The following is an 18,101-nucleotide window of genomic DNA, read 5'->3' as shown; positions in this document are numbered from 1 at the left end:
ATTTAAAGCAAGCCTTTATCAGCTGTTAATTGAATGTGTTTTGAGCTGTTCGTTTGTCCCGGGACTGAAATGGCAATTTCCTGTGCGGAAATGCGAGTGAGTTTAGCACGGCTGCCAGCACGATACACATGAATAAAGTCAGCCTTACGATCATTGCGACGGTGAAGCATCGCTGTAAGCGACTGACTCGGATCAACGGAATCGCCCGGTGTCCGTACAGCGAGGATCTCATCGCCCGGCTGAACAAGCGCCGTATGGTACACGGACGCGGCGGAGCCGTTAGGATTAGAGCCAAGGGCATAAGAGACGTATAATTGAGCCGAACCACTTGCGTCGATGGAATCGCTAGGCACAAACTGACCGATGATCGGCAGATCTTGAGCAGAGACAGTGGCGGTATCGGAATCAGCATCCTTCTGTTCAATGAGAAGCTTGTAAACTTCATCTCGGCTACGCAACTGCTCCGAATACGTTTGAACAGCTGGATGCATCCACCACTCGATGCTCTTCGGCTCTTCGCCTGCGAGTTCGACTTGGAACCAATCCAGCAGCCACTCGCCGGTAAGCAGCAAATGGCGATTCAACGTGCACCCTTCGTAGGCTTCTGTTGACTGAAGCCAAGCGTACACGGTTGAATCCGTAGCTTCATAGCGTATGCAGCGCCCTTCATGCGGCGCTTGGGATCGGCCATCCAGCGACACGGTGTTGTGGCTGGCGGTTTCGGCAAACCACGATTTCCGCATGGGTGAACCGTAAGGCACCATCCCGAAATCAGGTGTCAGGGTTTGGTCCGCGTGCATCAACGTCAGATGCAGCTTGTCGTAATGGCCGTGGGACCCGCCGTGCTCGCCGAAATCGGCGAGGAACGACAGCGGGTTCCCGGCTGCGCGGCCGATGACGAAGCCGGCGTCCGGCCAGAGCCGCGACCCCCGCGGCTCTAGGGCAGGCGCGCGGTCAGCAGCCTCGCCAGCGCCGTAGAGCAGCGCCTCGAGCTGCTCGCCGCCGGCAGCGACTAGCTGCCGGTACGCTTCGCGCAGGACCGGCGCGAGCCCGGCGATGCCGTAGATCGCGAGCCCCTGCTCAGCGATCTCGGCGATTTCGCGGGCGTAAGGGTCCCGCGCAAGCGGCCCGTCATGCAGGGCGGGCAATGCGCCCTGGTCGTCGGCCAGATCGGCCAGCGCCTCGAGCATGCCGCGCATAGATTGACCATCTGCGCCTGTCGTGGCGTAGAGATCGATACCGAATCGCTGCGCCATCTCCGCGGAGATTAAATAAGCCCGAAGCACGAATACGTGGTAGTACGTGCTTCCTTCGAACTCCAGCTGATCGGCCTTCACGCCGATCGATAAGTGATGCTTGAAGCCACCTTGGCCTTCAATGAGCGCTTCCAGCGCCGCTTGCTCTCTGCGAGCGGCGTATACACAAGATAATGACGCGTTCAGCCAAGCGGTGTAATTGTTCTCCGCATTGTTCCGCTCATGAATCAGGATGTGCCGGTATTCTTCCATACTCCCCGCGAGTAAACCCAGGAAGGCGTCAATCGCCGCCTGCTCCTTCGCCTCGAAAACAACCCCTTCATCGCGCAATAACAAGTAAGCGCGAATCAAGGTCGTGGACCAGATCGCCTCGGTGAGCGCCTGGTGAAAAGCACGCCCCTTCAGCATCCAGCTCTGAGCTTCCGGATGCACGGGGTAAAGCGGGAACTGCTCTGCATACTCTACGAGCAGCCTTTTACTAATCTGCGCGTACGACTTTTCGCCCAGCGCTGCATAAACGGCCGCTGACTGCAAAGCCACCCGCGCAAGGGACTGGTGCTTGAACACGAGCCAAGCGCCTCGGTAAGCTTCTCCCTCGATTTTGCAGCCGTGCGGGCATAGAAATTCGGACGCATCCACCTGCATCGCATCGAACGTCAGTTCGGTATGATGGTGTGGACAGACATACTGGTGCCACCAACCCCCAGGTTCCTTAGGAATGGAAAGGCTGCCCGCTTGCTGCAGCCTATCAATTTCCTCTTTTAATATGTGTGCTGTACGGCCTGCCCAAGTCAGTTTTCCCAGCTTTTCGCCTAGCCTTAGCGCGGTACTCATCGCATCATCATCCCGCCGTTGATTTCGATTGTTTCACCCGTTACGTAGGCAGCTAGTTCGGAAACAAGGTAAAGCACGGCGCCTGCTACATCATCCGGTGTTCCTTCACGCTGCAGCGGAATGCCATTCACAGTTGCTTGGCGTGCTGTGTCCGTCGTAAATGTCGCGTGGAACATCGTATTGCCGATAAAGCCAGGAGAGACGTTGTTGACGGTAATTCCACTTGCCGCCACTTCCTTGGCTAATCCCTTGGAGAACGTTTGTACAGCTGCTTTACTAGCTGCATATATGCTGGAACCAGGTCCGCCGCCGTTATGCGCAGCAACCGATGTCATATTCACGATACGGCCGTAGCCCTTCGCTTTCATGCCGGCAAGCACTCTTTTGGACATGAATACGGCACTCTTTAAATTTACATCCATAATACGGTTGTACATCTCTTCAAACATTTCAGAATTCGCCACACGTTGAACGAGATGGCCTGCATTGTTCACGAGAATATCAATCGTCCCACCCAAAGCTTGCTCAACAACACTCACGAGTCTGTCGATTTGCTCCAAATTCGTAACATCCGCCTGTATCAATACGGCCTCGCCGCCTGCCGCTTGAATGGCTGCTACAACTTCCTGACCTTGTGCAACGTTATTCAAGCAGTTCACACCAACCTTCGCCCCATTGCTAGCCAAAGCTAGTGCAATTGCGCGTCCAATTCCCGCATTAGATCCTGTCACCAGTGCAATTTTCCCCGTCAAATCGATGTTCATATAAATTCCTCCCATGTATGTGTGGTTTACCGTTTCTCCATGTTCCTAATTAAAACTAGCTATCTTTGCAAAACTTACTGTGAATTAGGCAATTTAGCGAATCTAAAGAGGAATAAGGGTCTCTAGCGGCTTCTATTCTCCACTCTTCAGCCACTATTGCTCAGATAAGAGTCTTTAGAGACTGCTATTCGTTCGTTAACAAGTAATTTCACGAAATTACAGAGAGATAAGAGTCTCTAGCAGCTTCTATTTTCCACTCTTCAGCTAATATTGCTCAGATAAGAGCCTTTAGAGACTGCTATTCTCCACTTGACACTGGAGTCCAATGGCTGTCCCTGAGTTCCGCTCGAGCTCACCCACGCAACCGAGGCCTCACTGTCTCCGGCATTGTCATCGTCAAACAGGTCCCTCGTCCCCACTCACTGTCTATGGACAGCCCGTAGGCCTCGCCGAACACCATCTGAATCCGTCTATGGACGTTCATTAGTCCAATGCCGCCACCTTGTGATTCGCCTGTCTCTTCCGGCTCTGCCAAGCGGTTTTCCTCCAGCTTCGTGCGCAGCTCGGCGAGCCTCTCCGGCTTGATGCCTGTGCCATTGTCCAGGGTGGACACTTGGAACAATCCGCCTTCTTTGCGGGCATCGATGCGTATGAAATGATGCGGTTCCACACCATCCGGGAATGCATGCTGAAAAATATTTTCGATGAGCGGCTGCAAAGTCAACCGAACCATCTTCTCCAATAGCAATCCCGGCGGGATCGCGACATCAATTTCAAACTCTTTTCCCGTCCGGTGCTGCAAAACAATCATATAGTTGCGTACATGATTCAGTTCATTCGCTACTGTAATTTCTTCTAAATTTGTCTGCACCGAGTATCGGAGCATGAAAGCCATCGCTTCTACCATCTCTGTAATTTCACCGGAATCCTGAACTATTGCATAACAATTGATCGTTTCCAACGTGTTATATAAAAAATGCGGATTGATCTGCAGCTGCAAAGACTGAAATTCTGCCCGCTGCCTTTCAAGCTTCGTCTCACCTAGCTCAAGCTGGTTCTTCTGCTGCTCCAGCTCGGCCTCATACACCCGTTCGATCATATCGGAAAGACGCGTTACCATCAGGTTGTAGCTATGAATAAGTCCACCGATCTCGTCTGTTCGGCCAATCTCGTCGATGTATTGCCAGTTTCCTTTTTCGGTTTCCCGCATGCTGTCTTTCAGCCCTCGAATGGGGGCAATAATCGAGCGACCAAAACGATAAGCCAACCATAACGCAATAGCCAGTGTAACCAAACCAACGATGATGGTCGTCGTTCGAATCGTATTGGCTGGACGGCGCAGCTCCTCAACTGGCATCGATGCGACAAGATTCCAATCTGAGTATCCGGATTTCCTTGATACAAACATACGTTCTTCTCCGTTGTATTTATGAAGGAATGTCTGATTGCCACTCGCCAAAACGAGTGATGACAGTTCATCTTGAGGCTTCCGCTCGCTCATCGAACGAGGATAAATGTAATTACCGGCATCGTCCACAATGAAGAAAAAGCCCTTTTTCCCCAAACTCACACGATCCCAAGTTTTTGCCAGTTCATCTAGCTTGATCTCAATAGCGACAACCCCGCGATTCTCATCACCATAGGAAGGTCCTCTTACTTTACGAGCCATTGTCACGACAGAGCCTTGATCAACAGGACGTATGCTCATATTTAGCAGCGCAATTTTGCCGTCACCCGCAATTTTCATCAGGTTATCGAATTGTTCTTGTACGAGCACGGGATCGAGGTTCAGTAGATTCTGATTCTCATAAATGAAGGAACGCCCATGCTTACCGACGACATAAATCATGTTCAACTGTTTGTACAAGGTGACAACGGTTTGAACGGAAGATTCCGAAAATTTCTTGATTTTATCCGAATACACATAATATTCATACGCGTCATCAGGCTTAATTTCCATAAAATTCCTGACATCAGAGTTGGACGAAAAGGCATTACTAAGCAGCTCGTAAGCCTGCAAATAACTATCCGTCTGATAGTTCGCACTATCGACCATTTGCTCCATATACTGCTTCACTTGGTCGTCTAAAGCCCGCGATGATTGCCAATAGGATACAGCGCCTACGGACAAAAGGGACAACACGATCACAATGAGAAAGTACGTATAAATTTGACCTGACAGCGTCTTTCTTTTCATGAACGGATACCCATTTGTTGCCGATATTCAGAAGGAAGGCAGCCTTCGTATTTCTTAAATGTTTTTGTAAAATGGGGATGATCGGCGTAACCGACCTCACCCGAGATATCGGTAATTCGCCACTGCGGCTGTTGAAGCAGCTTCTTCGCCTTTTCCATGCGTCTGCGTGTGCGGTACTGCACGAACGTTTCCGCCGTACTTTGCTTAAACAGTTGGCTGAAATAAGAAGGATTAAGCCCGATAAAGTCAGCCACCTCTTCTAAGGATACTTCCTCAGCAAGATGCGTCTCTATATAGTTCTTGGCTTCCTCAACAGGGTCCTTAAGCTTGCCTTTGCGTTTGATTCGAAGCTCTTCCAGATACCCACTGATCGCAGTCGTGAAACGAAGCCACGCTTCCTCCTCGCTTACAGCGCCGGTTAAATCGAGCTCACCCTGCATGAAATATACATCCCTCACATTTAGTCTTTGGTGCAGAAGGGTGTGGATCTCTTGCAAAATATCGCTAACCCGGTTGAGCTTGAGCTTATTGGCCTTCAGCTCCGCCTGAATTTCCTCTAAGACGCCGTTTAATTCCGTCTGCTGCAGCATCCACACGGCTTGCTCCATACGGCCTGCCCACTGTTCCAACTTCGTTACAGCAACGAAGGATTCGGAGCTTACTTTACTTTGATTACGAATTAGCTTCTCTAAAACATGCTGAAATCCCTTAATATTAACGGGCTTCAGTAAGTACTCTTTCACCCCATAAGACACGCATTTCTGCGCATATTCGAAATCACCATAGCCGGATATGACCACAACTTGTATGTCCGCATCCATTTCTGCAACACGAGCACATAGCTCCAGCCCATCCATCTTAGGCATCCGTATATCGGTGAACAGGAAGTCAGGTCGTTCCTCTTGAATCCGCTGCAGCGCGACAACGCCATTCTCAGCCGTTCGCAGGCTTTCGATGGGGAGCTCCGATTGTTCAACGAGTTTCTGTAATCCTTTACGTATCATCGGTTCGTCATCGACAATGAGTATGCGGTACATGAGGAATGCTCCTTTCAAACCCTTATGAAATGCACGCTCCCCACGGGCTGGTGGGCACGTGAGGAGGCGGGCATGCTCAGCAGATGAGCTTTATTTACGCGGCATCGACACTGTCGTACCGGAATCTTTACTATTGAATTTCTCTGTTGCTTCCTTGATTACTTCGTTACCGCCTTTGGATTTCCACTCTTCCAATACTTTCGGCCAATCGGAGATCGGCTCTTTGCCGTACACCATTTTCACCATGTGCTGGAGAATGACTGGAGGTGCTTGGTCGGAAAGCGGTGAAATGTCAGGATTTTTCATTAAAGATTCAAGACGTGGCTCGAAGCTGATACCATCGCGTCCTTCATTTTTTAACGTTGTATCATAGACATTCATTAATTTCTTACCTTCTTCGGTCAAGCTAAGTGTCCCTTTATTATAAGTCGTATCTTGGACAAGCCACAAGAAGGATTGACGGTAACGCTCCTCGTCTACACCCGCTGTATCCGTTGGGGCTTTGTAGTCGATTTTGCCATCCACCGTTTTGTATGTGTCACCTTCAATACCGAAAGTAAAGTATTTCTCTGCCTCATCCGACATCATCCAATCGAAGAACTGGATAATTTGCGCAGCATTTTTAGCATTTTTATTAATGAAGTAAGCACGCGGCGCAGGTCCATACAAGTAGTGGCCGCCTTTGCCATCTGGTCCTGTCGGGGATGCGATGATCTCGATATCGCCCGTTGGTACAGTTGTTTTCAGCTGTGTTTCCCATTGCAGCAATTCATTCGCGTTCATGGACCACATCCCTGCTTTACCCGCAAGAATGGTGTTTTTGAACACTGTAGCGTTGATCGTTGCGAACTCTTTGTTGATTAAGCCTTCATCAAACATCGTTTTGTATGTTTGCAGCGCTTTCGTCATATTCTCTGTATCGAAGAACTTAGGCAGAACTTGATCGCCTTGCTTCTCGAACATGGATAGGTAAGGGAACACATCGTATGCTCCGAAGAAGGAGTCTGAATACTTGAAGTTTTCACGACCCATGTACGGGTTCTCAACGCCCATTTCTTTGAACTTGCGAAGTACGGCCATGTACTCGTCAACTGTTTTAGGAACCCCTAGGCCTGCTTTATCAAGCAAATCTTTACGAACGAAGGTAGAGCGACGGGACGGGTTGGACAAGTATTCCGGAATGGCGAAAATTTTACCTTGGTAGGTTACGTTATCCCAAGCGTCTTTCGGCACTTTTTTGAGCAGATTCGGTCCATACTTCTTCAGCAATTCATCAAGCGGCGTGAACACGCCAGCCTTCACGGAACCTGCCATTTCTTTACCGTTCACACCACCACTGCCCTGTACAACGTCAGGAATGTCATTGGTTGCAAACATCTGAATCATTTTTTGCTCATATTCTTTGTGAGGAACAAGTACGATATTCATATCGGAGTTCGTCATCTCTTCTAACTTTTTCACCCATTTGTCTTGATTAATATCAGGCGACTTCTCTACATGTCCGAATGCGAGTGTACGCAAGGAGATGGAGAATTTCGTTTTTTCAGCAGGCTTTGTGCTTGACGTGCCCGCCGCCGCGCTTGACGCCGGTTGTTCAGCGGTTTTAGAAGAGCAAGCAACCAGCAAACTGGCCATCATTACTGCTGCCATCGTGGTGGGAATCCATTTTTTCATTTCTACCCCTCTTTTCATTTCACTGAGATATGAACGCTTTCACACCTTCATTGTAAAAGCGTTTACAAATTGCCGATATGGAATGTCTTTAGTTCGATTTGTCTTTTTTTTAGAATGCTGTAGAAATTGTTGATTTCATACAGTACTATTTCCTTAAGATTTTACAGAACCCACCATCATTCCTTTGATAAAATGACGCTGCAAGAACGGGTAGATAAGAATAATGGGGATCGTCGCAATAATAATGGTCGCCATCTTGATGCCTTCCGGATCCATATGGGCAAGTCCGCTGAATTGGGAAGCGTTAGGATCAATACTGATATCCTCAGATACAATCAATTGACGGAGCTTTACCTGAAGCGGCCATAAGGCAGGTTTGTTAATGTAGTACAGCGCGCTTTGGTACGTATTCCAGTGACCCACCGCATAAAAGATCCCCAGAGAGGCCATAACCGGCTTGGACAAAGGCAGAATGATATTCCAGATCATACGAAGCTCGGAGCAGCCATCGATACGTCCGGAATCAATCAGCTCGCTCGGAATTTGCAAGAAAAAGGACCGCATAATGAAAAAATTGAAGGCACTGATGGCACCTGGAAGCAATAATGCCCAGAGCGAATTCGTGAGGTGTAAATTTTTCATCAAAATAAAGTTAGGAATCAGCGGAGCTGTGAATACCATCGTAATGAGAACCATGATTACAACAACGTTACGGCCAGCATACTCGGGTCTAGACACCGGATACGCTAGTGATGCCGTGGCGATCAGATTGATCAGGGTACCTACTACTGTAATATACACGGTCACTCCAAAGGAACGCCAGATCGCCGCATCGCTAAACACATATTGATAGTTGATCGAAGTAAATTGAACAGGCAGAAATAATACCTTCCCATTCACAATGGCTTCCGAAGAACTGAACGATTGAGCCAGCACGTTTAAGAACGGCAGGAGCATCGCCAGCGATAGAAGAGTCAGAAATAGCACATTAAAGATGTTAAAAACTTGCCAGCCGGCTGTCGGCTTGCGATTCATAAAGCGTTCACCTCCGTCTTAGTACAAGCCTTCACCCGTTGTTTTTTTGCTTAAAATATTGCCAGTAACTATAAAAATCACGCCAACTAGTGCTTTGAAAAGTCCTATCGCGGTCGTGTAGCTAAATTGCTGACCTAACAACCCCGCAGTGTAGATATACGTGTCTAGAATTTCACCATTTTCTTTATTAAGCGGGTTCAGGAATACGTAAACACGTTCGAAACCAAAGTCCAAAAATTTACCGATATGAAGGAGGAACAAAATCATAATGGTTGGTAGAAGTGACGGGAGCGTAATTGAAATGGTTTGTCTCCAGCGGTTCGCGCCGTCCACCTCAGAAGCTTCATACAGATCCGGGTTAATTCCTGCCAATGCGGCCAAATAAATGATCGTGCCGTAGCCGGAATCCCGCCAAATACCCGAAGAAATGAGCACTGTACGAATCCATGACTCTTCACCCATGAAATAAATCGGCTCGAAACCTAGCCAAGTGATGAAATGGTTCAAAGCCCCCGTTGAAGGAGAAAGAATGCCAATCGCAATCCCGCTCACAATAACCCACGATAAGAAGTGAGGCATGTAAACAACGGTTTGAAGTAACCGCTTGTACACGACAACGCGCAGCTCATTAAGCAGCAAAGCAAGTATGATTGGCGCCGGAAAAGCCAGTACCAAATCGTAAATACCGATCAGAATCGTATTTTTCAAAATCTTGAGGAAGTCATAATGGGCAAACATCCGAGTAAAATGATCGAACCCAACCCATTCACTCCCCGTGAAGCCATCAAAAATGTTGTAATCTTGAAAAGCAATGACTGAACCTAACAAGGGCACATACTTGAAAACAATAAAATACAAAATCCCCGGCAGCGATATCAAATATAGCGCCTTATACTTCCAGAACGTTCGCAGAAAGGATCTACCTTTACGTACCTGCGAGCGCTGATTCATCTTTTTTACCGTTTGTGCGTTGACCGCCATTCTTGGCCCCCCTCACTATTCTTCGCTGATGTTATACCTACATCGTACCCTGCTAAAGCGCTTGCAACAATGGATTGTCTTTTCACTCACTTGTGTTTTTTTTAGGTGGGGGAAGTGCGGCGATGTGAATTTTCCTGCTCGTAAGTGTGTTTTTCATCGTTACCGTCGGGCTGCTGCTCAATATCATCACATTCACAACACAACAAAAAGCGCCACCCACAAATGTGGGAGGCGCCCAATCAATCCATTCACTTCATCCTCAAGCGGTTCTACTCTCAGTGGACACTTGCCTAGCTTCTGACTTGGGCTTCATCCGCAGTGCCTCAGGTATAGCGAGCAAAGCCGGCAGCAGCATCGGCAGCAAAATAAAGCAAAGCACGACGAGCCCAACGATCACGGCAACGGCTAGCTCAATCAGCAAAACTAGACCTGATGGAACCAACGTCGCGAAGGTACCGCCGAGGATCACCATAGCGGAGATCACCACGCCGCCGATGTGCTTAGCGGCTTGAACAATCGCCTTAGACGGCGATAACTCGCCCAGTTCTTTATATCGCATCATCAAGAAGATGCTGTAATCGACACCGACTGCGATGATGATGATGAAGGAGAAGAACGGTACGAAAGATGAAACACCGTCTGCACCGATGATTTTATCTGTAACGATATTGGTAGCGGTCATGGCTACATAGTACGAGATCACTAAGGAGACGATGATATAGACTGCTGGCCAGAAGGAGCGAATTACGAACAACAGGACAATAAATACACCAATAATCACGATGATCGCTGTGCTGTTGAACGATTTCAGCTGTGCTTTGTTCGTGTCATAGGTCGTGGAACTTGGTCCCGCGGCGCCGACTTTCGCTTTCTCCAGCACCGTGCCTTTCAAACTAGACGCTAACTCGGCGTTAATCCCCTCAATGGTGTCCATAGCCGCTGACGAGTATGGGTCATCCTTCAGAATGACGATGAGTTTCGTACTCTTGCGATCTTTGGACATGAAGCTGTCCAGCGATTTGCCGAAATCCGCGCTCGTTAGTGCTTCTTTCGGTATAAAGAACGTCTTCGAACTGTTCAGCTGCGTCAGGAACTGGCTCGTTTTGCCGAGCCCTTCGGACACATCGCCCAGTCCGTTACCGCTTTGACCGAGGCCTTCCTTCAGCTGGCTCATGCCGCCAGCCAAGCCCGACAAGCCCTCGTTCAGCTTCTGCTGCCCGTCCTTGACGCTGCCCAGCGCGTCATTCAGCTTCGCCATGTTCGTGGCAATCTCTTGACTGCCCGCGCTGCCTTGCTTCAGCCCTTTCGCGAGCGCCTCCGAGCCGCTCTGCAGAGAAGCCAATCCCGCAGCAAGCTGCGCCTGCGCACCGTTAATCTGCGTAAGTCCCGCAGCAGCCTCAACGAAAGAGCCATTCAACTTGGCGGCATTCGCGCCAAGCTCCTTCAGCCCGCCGTTCAGCTGGGCGAGTCCTGTTTCCAAGCCCTCACCCGTTTGCTTCAGCTTCGTGTAATCGGCATCTGCCTTCAACTGGCTGTACTTTTCGCCTAGCCCACCAATAAGCCCATTCATCCCAGTCAGCCCCTGCTGAATGCCAGGAAGCTTCCCTTCAATCTGACGATAACCGTCAGATAAAGCACTGTAACCCTGCTGCAGCTGCGTAAGTCCACTGCTAAACTTCGACGTATTAGCATCGACTTGCATCATGCCATCCTTTAGACTCGCAATGCCCGCAGTTAGCTCCCCAGCGCCGTCAGCACCCTGCGCAATCCCCTTCGATACTTGCCCCAGCGCAACAGTAATCTGGCTGTAGCCATCCTGGACTTTGCCCGTTCCGGCCACTAACTGATCAGTGCCGGATAAATCTGGACTGACCAATTTGCTCTGCATCAATTGCAAACCATCTTGTATTTGATTTACGCCTTTCTGCGAAGCGGTAATTCCTTCTGCGACGGTCGACGTTTGGGTCGAAATATAGAAGTTATCAATCGGCTTCGACTGCGGCTGTGTAACACTGGATACCTTATCCACGCCCGGAACACTCTTCAATTTGTCCGTTAGCTTATCAATTGCGGCTAATCCGTCATTATTACCAAGTGCTTTCTCATTCTCTATCACGACCATGGTCGGGAGCGCTTGGCCTCGGCTAAAATGATCCGCTACAAGGCTGAATCCTTTGGTGGATTCATGATCATTCCCTAACTCTTTCAACTGGTCAAAAGACAATTTCTGATGGTTGGAAAGGGCAATCGGAATCATCACAATCAGTATAAGCAGCGTTGTGATCACTGGTCTTTTCACCGCAATAGCCGTCAAGCTCGCCCAAAATTTACTTTCCTTATGCCCAGTTGCACACTTGGAAGGCCAATACAGCTTATTTCCTAGTACTTTCATGAGGAAAGGAGTCACCGTCATAATTTCAAGCAAGAGCACCGCGGTACCAATAGCCACCACATTGCCTGATTTATAAATACCAAAATCCGAGAAGGTCAAGCTCGCGAAAGCAATAAACACAGTCAAAATACTATAAAAAATCGTTTTCCCAGCCGTTTTATACGTCACAATAATCGCTTCATCCACGGACAGACCGTGGGATAACTCTTCTTTAAACCGATTGAACAGTAGGATGTTATAGTCAGTTCCAATGCCGAAAAGAATCAAAATTAACAGCATCTCCGTGACACTTGTCACTGGAAACTCAAACTTATCAATAAGCTGCGCGGCAATCCCCATGGAGCACAAGTAGGAAATACCCACAGCAAGCAGCGAGACAATCGGAATAACAACGGAACGGAACATAATGACTAGCACCGCTAGGATGAAGATAACCGTTAACGCCGCACTTTTTGCCACACCCGATTCGGATGCTTTGATGTAATCGTTCTGAATGAAGTCCTCACCTGAGAGGTAGTAATCCACGTTCACTTCTTTCAAAACAGCCTCAAACTCCTGCTGAATCTCATCGACATGACGTCCTCTTTTATCCAAACTAAAATTCGCCATTAACGTAGTCTGATCCTCCGAAATAAGCGAAGACTTCGCGTCAGGCAGTGAGAACGGATCAAGCAATTGATCAAACCCAAGCTCCGCTTGATGGTCCTTCATACTCGCAATACCTGACTCGATCTGCTTCATGTCAGCATCAGACAGTTTATTCGGGTTGTGGAACACGATGATATCGCTAGTTCCCTCAACCCCATTCATTTTATTCAAAATGGATGTAGCGACCTTGGACGGACTGTCCTTTGGCAGCGGATCTTGGCCCCTGAGTCCTAAAATAGCATTCACATCGGGTTGAAAAACCGTGAGAACTACGGTGGCTACCAGCCACAAGGCGACAATCGTCCAGCGCCATTTAATAATTTTGTTCATCTCTCTAATTCCTCCTCCGATTTACAAAACGTTAGTAAACAAGCGTTCATTTTTGAGCTAAAAAATTTTAGCACAGTCCTTGAGTCTTTATTTTTTCTGAAATACCCGCAGAATACAGGTACAACAGCTCATCAACCAGCACTTTAATCGTATCGCCATCCTCATAATCGCGCAGAATAAGGCTCATTCCTTCAATAAGCGTAACAGCTAGCATCCGTGCAGATTGCTGCTCATTTACTTCGAGCGGGGCCGGCGTTTCTTTCGTGGTGGCGAACACGTTCTCCAAAATTTGGTACACCAAAATAATGAGTTCCTCTTTCACAGTTTCGTAGCGTGAGCCTTCACTCAGATTTAGGAGGATGGTCAGCTCAACACTTGATTGCTTGAAAAGCTGCAAAATCGTCGCATCAATTTTACGCAAAATAACGAGATGATCAGCAGTTTCCTTGCACAATTTGAAATCAACCTCATTCTTGATCTCAAGGGTGTAAGCAGCAAGCTGCTCATAGACGGGTTGAATCAGCTCATAGAATAGGTCTTCTTTGTTTTTAAAATATCGATAAATGTTGCCTGGTGTAATACCCGCAGCATCTGCAATATGCCGTATAGAAGCTTTCATATAACCATGTTTCTTGAATTCGGACAATGCCGCTTGGCGGATACTCTTTTTTACGTCATCTTTTAAAACCTGCATATAATAAACACCCGTTCACTTTTTGTCGTAATGGAATGATTATAACTGCGTACTTCCTTTTTTGCAAGTATAAAATCGAAGAGAAAAAGCCGACAACCTAAGCAGCATGCTACTTGAGGCCATCGGCTCTTATTTAAGCGTTACTCCGCCTTCGTTTTGAGCGTCTCGATTATTCTTTTCGACTTGAAAGGCTTGAGATCTTTGAACTGTATGAATTTCTTCGTTTCCTCGTTCCAAATACGGAACTTAAGGGATTCCAAGCTTGTCTTCAGTGTAATCGTCTGCACTTTGCGAAGCTCAGCGTTCTTGTTATGAACCTTTTCCAAATAGTAATTAGGAACTCGCGGGCTCAGATGATGAATATGGTGAAATCCGATATTACCTGTGATCCAGTGCAGAATTCTAGGCAATTTGTAGAAAGAGCTTCCATGCATAGCCGCCTTCATATAATCCCATTCTCCGTCATTCTCATAGTACGAGTCTTCATAATTGTGTTGAACGTAGAAAAGCCATATCCCAGCCATACCTGAAATTAAAAACATCGGACCTTGGACTAGGAGGAATGATTGCCAACCCATACCCCAGCAAAGCAGTACAATACTTCCAATAATACCCAAGTTCGTGATGTACGTATTGATGCGTTCTTTCATTCCTGCGCGTTTGCGGTTAAAACGGTAATCAATCAAAAAGATGAAAATGGGTCCGACAATAAACATCACAATCGGATTTCTGTAAACCCGATAATAGAGTCTTCTAAGCGGAGAAGATGCCATATATTCGTCAACCGTTAGTGTCCATATATCGCCGACACCTCTACGATCCAAATTACCGCTGGATGCATGATGGACGGAGTGGGTATGACGCCACTGATGATAAGGGACAAACGTCAAAATGCCTGTTAATGTACCAACAATTTCATTCGCGAATTTATTTTTGAAAAAAGATTTGTGGCAGCAATCATGGAAAATAATAAAGATTCGAATCAGGAATCCTGCTGCAATAATGTCTAACACGAACGTAAGCCAGATAGAAACCGAAAGACTTAGGAAGGCGAAATACCAAAGCATAAAAAAGGGTCCTAATGTATTGATGATTTGCCACACACTGTGCTTGATATGTGGTCTTTCGTAAGGCGCGATGTCAGACCGCCACCCACCTTTGTTTTGTTGACTCATTCTAATTAAAGCTCCTTCTCTCCGTTTCATACCGGACTGATTTATGCCACCTGATGTAGTACGTTGGGAATTCAATTAAGTTTCCATTATAAGAGAAGAAATGTTACATTGCCCTCTCATCATAAGTTCCAGAACGCTTTTTGTAAAATGCAATATAAGTCATATGTGCATTAGGCTATATTTTTACTATTCTACACAGCCCAAAAATCATCCTGCGAATGGCAACCTAATCCTTATTTTCCCATAAAAAGAGGTATCTCATACGGATTTTCATATGCCTTTTTCTGCAAATATTTCTTAAATAATTGTTTCCATATATGTAATAATTATGTTTATTTTATAAAGAAATTTCTGTAGACAAATAGGTAAGTCTAAGTGAACAAATAATGAACATTGATTTCTGGTCGCAGGAGGTATCCTAGCTTGACCCATTTATGCGCACCTTACTTAATACTGGTATAGTAGTATATATAAAAAATGGAGGACTATTCAATGATACCTATATCCGTTTTAGACTTGGCTCCCGTTATTGCTGGCGGTACGCCAAGAGATTCATTTCACCGTTCCGTTGATCTAGCCAGACACGTTGAAAAGTGGGGCTATCATAGATATTGGCTCGCCGAACATCATAACATGCCGGGTATTGCCAGCTCCGCCACATCTCTCGTCATCGGGTATGTCGCTATGGCTACGGAGAAGATTCGCGTGGGCTCCGGCGGCATCATGCTGCCTAACCACGCACCGCTCGTCATCGCCGAGCAGTTCGGGACGCTGGAATCGATGTTCCCGGGACGCATCGATCTTGGTTTAGGGCGTGCGCCTGGCTCCGACCAGGCTGCGGCAAGAGCGCTCCGCCGCGGCTTAGGCAGCGACGGCCATGACTTCCCGGAGCAGCTGAGCGAGCTCCGCGGCTATCTCGACCCGGCGCTAGGTACGGGTGTACCGGGCGTGCGCGCCGTGCCGGGCGAAGGGCTAGACATCCCGATCTGGCTGCTCGGATCGAGTGACTTCAGCGCCCAGTTGGCTGGTCAGCTGGGGCTTCCTTTCGCTTTCGCCAGCCACTTCGCTCCGGATTATTTGCTGGCGGCTCTTGATCTGTATCGCCGTCAGTTCCGCCCGTCGGGCGCGCTTGAGAAGCCGTACGCGATGGTCGGCGTTAACATTATTGCTGCCGAAACCGATGAGGAAGCTCAGCATTTGGCGACTTCGCAGCACCAGCAATTTCTGAACATCGTGCGCGGCCGTCCTGGCATGCTGAGCCCACCCGTGGACAGCATGGAGTCCCTATGGAGTCCTCAAGAGAAAGCTTACGTTCATAAGGCCTTAAGCTTCTCCATCGTAGGAAGTAAAGACACCGTCCGCGAGAAGCTTGCTAAACTCCAGGAGCAAACTGCAGCTGATGAATGGATCATCGCCGGCCAAATTTATGATCACAAGGCTCGCTTGAGGTCCTATGAAATTGTGGCTGAGGTTGTCAAAGAGATCTAGAGAGGTTGGAATTCATTATTATGAGTCAGCAGCAAGCAACGATTGGGGGCCATGCCACCAAAGGGCGGTTCCCGATCAGTTCCGTGCGTTGACCCAGCCGAGGCTTCTGCTGATGCTGCTAATGGGCGCTCTGGGAAGCGGAAGCTTGTTCACCGTTTTTACTTACATAACTCCTCTCTTGGAAGAAGTGACTGGCTTCTCAGAGCATAAAGTGGCATGGATTCTTGTCTTGTTCGGTTTTGGGGTCACCTTCTGCGTGGGAGTGTCCTCTTTATTATGACTCGCCTTATTTGATATGGCTTATCAATGAATGCTCATATCTTCTACATCTATATCATCATAGATTTTTATACTTAGAACAAAACCAATAGATATCATGTTGATCAATAAAGAGGTGCCTCCATAGCTGATAAAGGGAAGGGTGATCCCCGTAATCGGCATGATACCGATCAGCATCCCAATATTTTCGAAAACTTGAAACAGAAACATAGCCGTAATACCGCCAATGATGTATATGCCTGTTTGGCTGCGGATGTTCAGCGCGATAGTGATCATTCGATAAATAAGAAGAAAGTAAAGTATGAGTAACGCAGAAGATCCTATAAATCCAAATTCTTCTCCCACTACAACGAATATGGAATCTGAATAGGTATACGGGACTTGACCGCTTTGAACTGAGGTTCCATGGAGGTAGCCATCTCCTTCTAAGGATCCTGATCCGATTGCTTTGACCGATTGTTTCATGTGATAGGTTGCTTTCTCAGATGCTTGGTCTGGCAAAAGGACGGCGTCAACCCTATCCAACCAATACGCTTTATGTTTAGACGCCATGAATTGCTTTACTTCTTCATGATATTTTACATAGCTGTAAAGGGAGCTTCCGCTTACGATTATGATAATGACTAGGCCGATCAAAGCATGCTTGTAGTTAATATGGCCGAACCAACAGACGACAATGAAAATGACAAGATATCCGATAGAATTACCGAGATCCGGCTGCATAAGAACCAAGAGAAAAGGAACTAATGTAATAACGCCCATCGGCAGTATTTCCTTGAACAAGCTAAGGGTCTCAACTTCTTTTTTGGACAGGAAATACGATAAAAACAGGATTAAAATGAGCTTACAAAGCTCTGCCGGCTGAAAGCTGATCCCACCAGGAAGAGTGAACCATCCCTGAGCATTGTTGAGTGTATCTCCTTTAAAAAATAATAAGACTAGCAGTACCAGCCCAATGAAATAGTACAGCGGCGAAAACCGCAATAAGAGTTTATAGTTAACAAACAGCATCGTAAATAAGACTACAAACCCCAACCCGTAAAAATACATCATTTTAATATACGATTGCGAAAAGTCTGGAACTGTTCGTGTCGCGCTGTAGATGCAGAAAATGCTGATAATCATAAAAATGAGCAGCAGCAACAAAATAATGGCATCCAGACCTTTAATTATCCGCTTCAACATGAAGGCTATTTGCGTTCCCTTGAAAATACTTTCAATAACAAATCACCTATTTCTATATGAGGTAACGAAAGATACATAGAGTAGACGCAATGGTTTTACAAATAGTTCCATCTTTGTAGATAGAAAAATAGA

The 18,101-nt window shown here is 47.3% G+C and carries 12 protein-coding genes and 1 pseudogene; 2 read left to right on the top strand and 11 right to left on the bottom strand.

Annotation, left to right across the window (positions count from 1 at the left end; translation table 11 throughout):
• Positions 1-2: 2 nt before the first annotated feature.
• The 10 genes from QFZ77_RS05480 to desA form a co-directional block, all read right to left on the bottom strand.
• Positions 3-2,090, bottom strand: coding sequence for a heparinase II/III domain-containing protein (locus tag QFZ77_RS05480; protein WP_307437180.1), 2,088 nt, complete (start codon positions 2,088-2,090; stop codon positions 3-5).
• Positions 2,087-2,854 (bottom strand): SDR family NAD(P)-dependent oxidoreductase, encoded by a 768-nt coding sequence (locus QFZ77_RS05475; protein ID WP_307437176.1) that lies wholly within the window; start codon positions 2,852-2,854, stop codon positions 2,087-2,089. The genes QFZ77_RS05480 and QFZ77_RS05475 overlap by 4 nt, the downstream gene beginning before the upstream one ends.
• A 352-nt stretch (positions 2,855-3,206) precedes the next feature.
• Positions 3,207-5,051, bottom strand: a complete 1,845-nt coding sequence (locus QFZ77_RS05470) for a cache domain-containing sensor histidine kinase (RefSeq protein ID WP_307437172.1) — start codon at positions 5,049-5,051, stop codon at positions 3,207-3,209.
• Positions 5,048-6,088: a response regulator transcription factor gene (locus tag QFZ77_RS05465; RefSeq protein WP_307437166.1), complete on the bottom strand. Its 1,041-nt coding sequence runs from the start codon at positions 6,086-6,088 to the stop codon at positions 5,048-5,050. The genes QFZ77_RS05470 and QFZ77_RS05465 overlap by 4 nt, the downstream gene beginning before the upstream one ends.
• Positions 6,089-6,178: 90 nt before the next feature.
• Complete coding sequence (locus QFZ77_RS05460) at positions 6,179-7,762, bottom strand: extracellular solute-binding protein (protein ID WP_307437164.1); 1,584 nt, start codon at positions 7,760-7,762, stop codon at positions 6,179-6,181.
• Positions 7,763-7,915: 153 nt separating this feature from the next.
• Complete coding sequence (locus QFZ77_RS05455) at positions 7,916-8,797, bottom strand: carbohydrate ABC transporter permease (RefSeq protein ID WP_307437162.1); 882 nt, start codon at positions 8,795-8,797, stop codon at positions 7,916-7,918.
• A gap of 18 nt (positions 8,798-8,815) precedes the next feature.
• Positions 8,816-9,778 carry an ABC transporter permease gene (locus QFZ77_RS05450; RefSeq protein ID WP_307437160.1) on the bottom strand — a complete coding sequence of 321 codons (963 nt, stop codon included), beginning with the start codon at positions 9,776-9,778 and terminating at the stop codon, positions 8,816-8,818.
• Between the two features lie 259 nt (positions 9,779-10,037).
• Positions 10,038-13,148 carry an MMPL family transporter gene (locus QFZ77_RS05445; RefSeq protein ID WP_307437158.1) on the bottom strand — a complete coding sequence of 1,037 codons (3,111 nt, stop codon included), beginning with the start codon at positions 13,146-13,148 and terminating at the stop codon, positions 10,038-10,040.
• A gap of 67 nt (positions 13,149-13,215) precedes the next feature.
• Entirely contained in the window at positions 13,216-13,842 is a 627-nt protein-coding gene (locus tag QFZ77_RS05440; RefSeq protein WP_307437153.1) for a TetR/AcrR family transcriptional regulator, read from the bottom strand.
• 140 nt (positions 13,843-13,982) lie between these two features.
• Complete coding sequence (gene desA / locus QFZ77_RS05435) at positions 13,983-15,017, bottom strand: Delta(5) desaturase DesA (protein ID WP_307437152.1); 1,035 nt, start codon at positions 15,015-15,017, stop codon at positions 13,983-13,985.
• Positions 15,018-15,509: 492 nt separating this feature from the next.
• Here desA and QFZ77_RS05430 point away from each other — a divergent pair, with 492 nt between their 5' ends.
• Both QFZ77_RS05430 and QFZ77_RS05425 read left to right on the top strand, forming a co-directional pair.
• Positions 15,510-16,505: an LLM class flavin-dependent oxidoreductase gene (locus QFZ77_RS05430; RefSeq protein ID WP_307437148.1), complete on the top strand. Its 996-nt coding sequence runs from the start codon at positions 15,510-15,512 to the stop codon at positions 16,503-16,505.
• A gap of 76 nt (positions 16,506-16,581) precedes the next feature.
• A pseudogene (locus QFZ77_RS05425) lies at positions 16,582-16,755 on the top strand (MFS transporter); the annotation flags it as partial.
• Between the two features lie 53 nt (positions 16,756-16,808).
• On the opposite strand, the gene QFZ77_RS05420 reads toward QFZ77_RS05425, so the two are convergent.
• Positions 16,809-17,969, bottom strand: coding sequence for an FtsW/RodA/SpoVE family cell cycle protein (locus QFZ77_RS05420; RefSeq protein WP_307437145.1), 1,161 nt, complete (start codon positions 17,967-17,969; stop codon positions 16,809-16,811).
• Positions 17,970-18,101: the final 132 nt, after the last annotated feature.

It is taken from the genome of Paenibacillus sp. V4I3 (genome assembly GCF_030817215.1).
In the GTDB taxonomy this organism is placed as follows: Bacteria; Bacillota; Bacilli; order Paenibacillales; family NBRC-103111; genus Paenibacillus_E.
This window is presented reverse-complemented; position numbering and strand designations above follow the sequence as displayed.

What these genes read in the sequence shown, in the direction of transcription:
- QFZ77_RS05430 (WP_307437148.1), top strand. Translation starts at nt 15,510, where the DNA reads ATGATACCTATATCCGTTTTAGACTTGGCTCCCGTTATTGCTGGCGGT.
- QFZ77_RS05470 (WP_307437172.1), bottom strand. Translation starts at nt 5,051, where the DNA reads ATGAAAAGAAAGACGCTGTCAGGTCAAATTTATACGTACTTTCTCATT.
- QFZ77_RS05440 (WP_307437153.1), bottom strand. Translation starts at nt 13,842, where the DNA reads ATGCAGGTTTTAAAAGATGACGTAAAAAAGAGTATCCGCCAAGCGGCA.
- QFZ77_RS05455 (WP_307437162.1), bottom strand. Translation starts at nt 8,797, where the DNA reads ATGAATCGCAAGCCGACAGCCGGCTGGCAAGTTTTTAACATCTTTAAT.
- QFZ77_RS05445 (WP_307437158.1), bottom strand. Translation starts at nt 13,148, where the DNA reads ATGAACAAAATTATTAAATGGCGCTGGACGATTGTCGCCTTGTGGCTG.
- QFZ77_RS05450 (WP_307437160.1), bottom strand. Translation starts at nt 9,778, where the DNA reads ATGGCGGTCAACGCACAAACGGTAAAAAAGATGAATCAGCGCTCGCAG.
- QFZ77_RS05480 (WP_307437180.1), bottom strand. Translation starts at nt 2,090, where the DNA reads ATGAGTACCGCGCTAAGGCTAGGCGAAAAGCTGGGAAAACTGACTTGG.
- QFZ77_RS05475 (WP_307437176.1), bottom strand. Translation starts at nt 2,854, where the DNA reads ATGAACATCGATTTGACGGGGAAAATTGCACTGGTGACAGGATCTAAT.
- desA (WP_307437152.1), bottom strand. Translation starts at nt 15,017, where the DNA reads ATGAGTCAACAAAACAAAGGTGGGTGGCGGTCTGACATCGCGCCTTAC.
- QFZ77_RS05465 (WP_307437166.1), bottom strand. Translation starts at nt 6,088, where the DNA reads ATGTACCGCATACTCATTGTCGATGACGAACCGATGATACGTAAAGGA.
- QFZ77_RS05460 (WP_307437164.1), bottom strand. Translation starts at nt 7,762, where the DNA reads ATGAAAAAATGGATTCCCACCACGATGGCAGCAGTAATGATGGCCAGT.
- QFZ77_RS05420 (WP_307437145.1), bottom strand. Translation starts at nt 17,969, where the DNA reads ATGTTGAAGCGGATAATTAAAGGTCTGGATGCCATTATTTTGTTGCTG.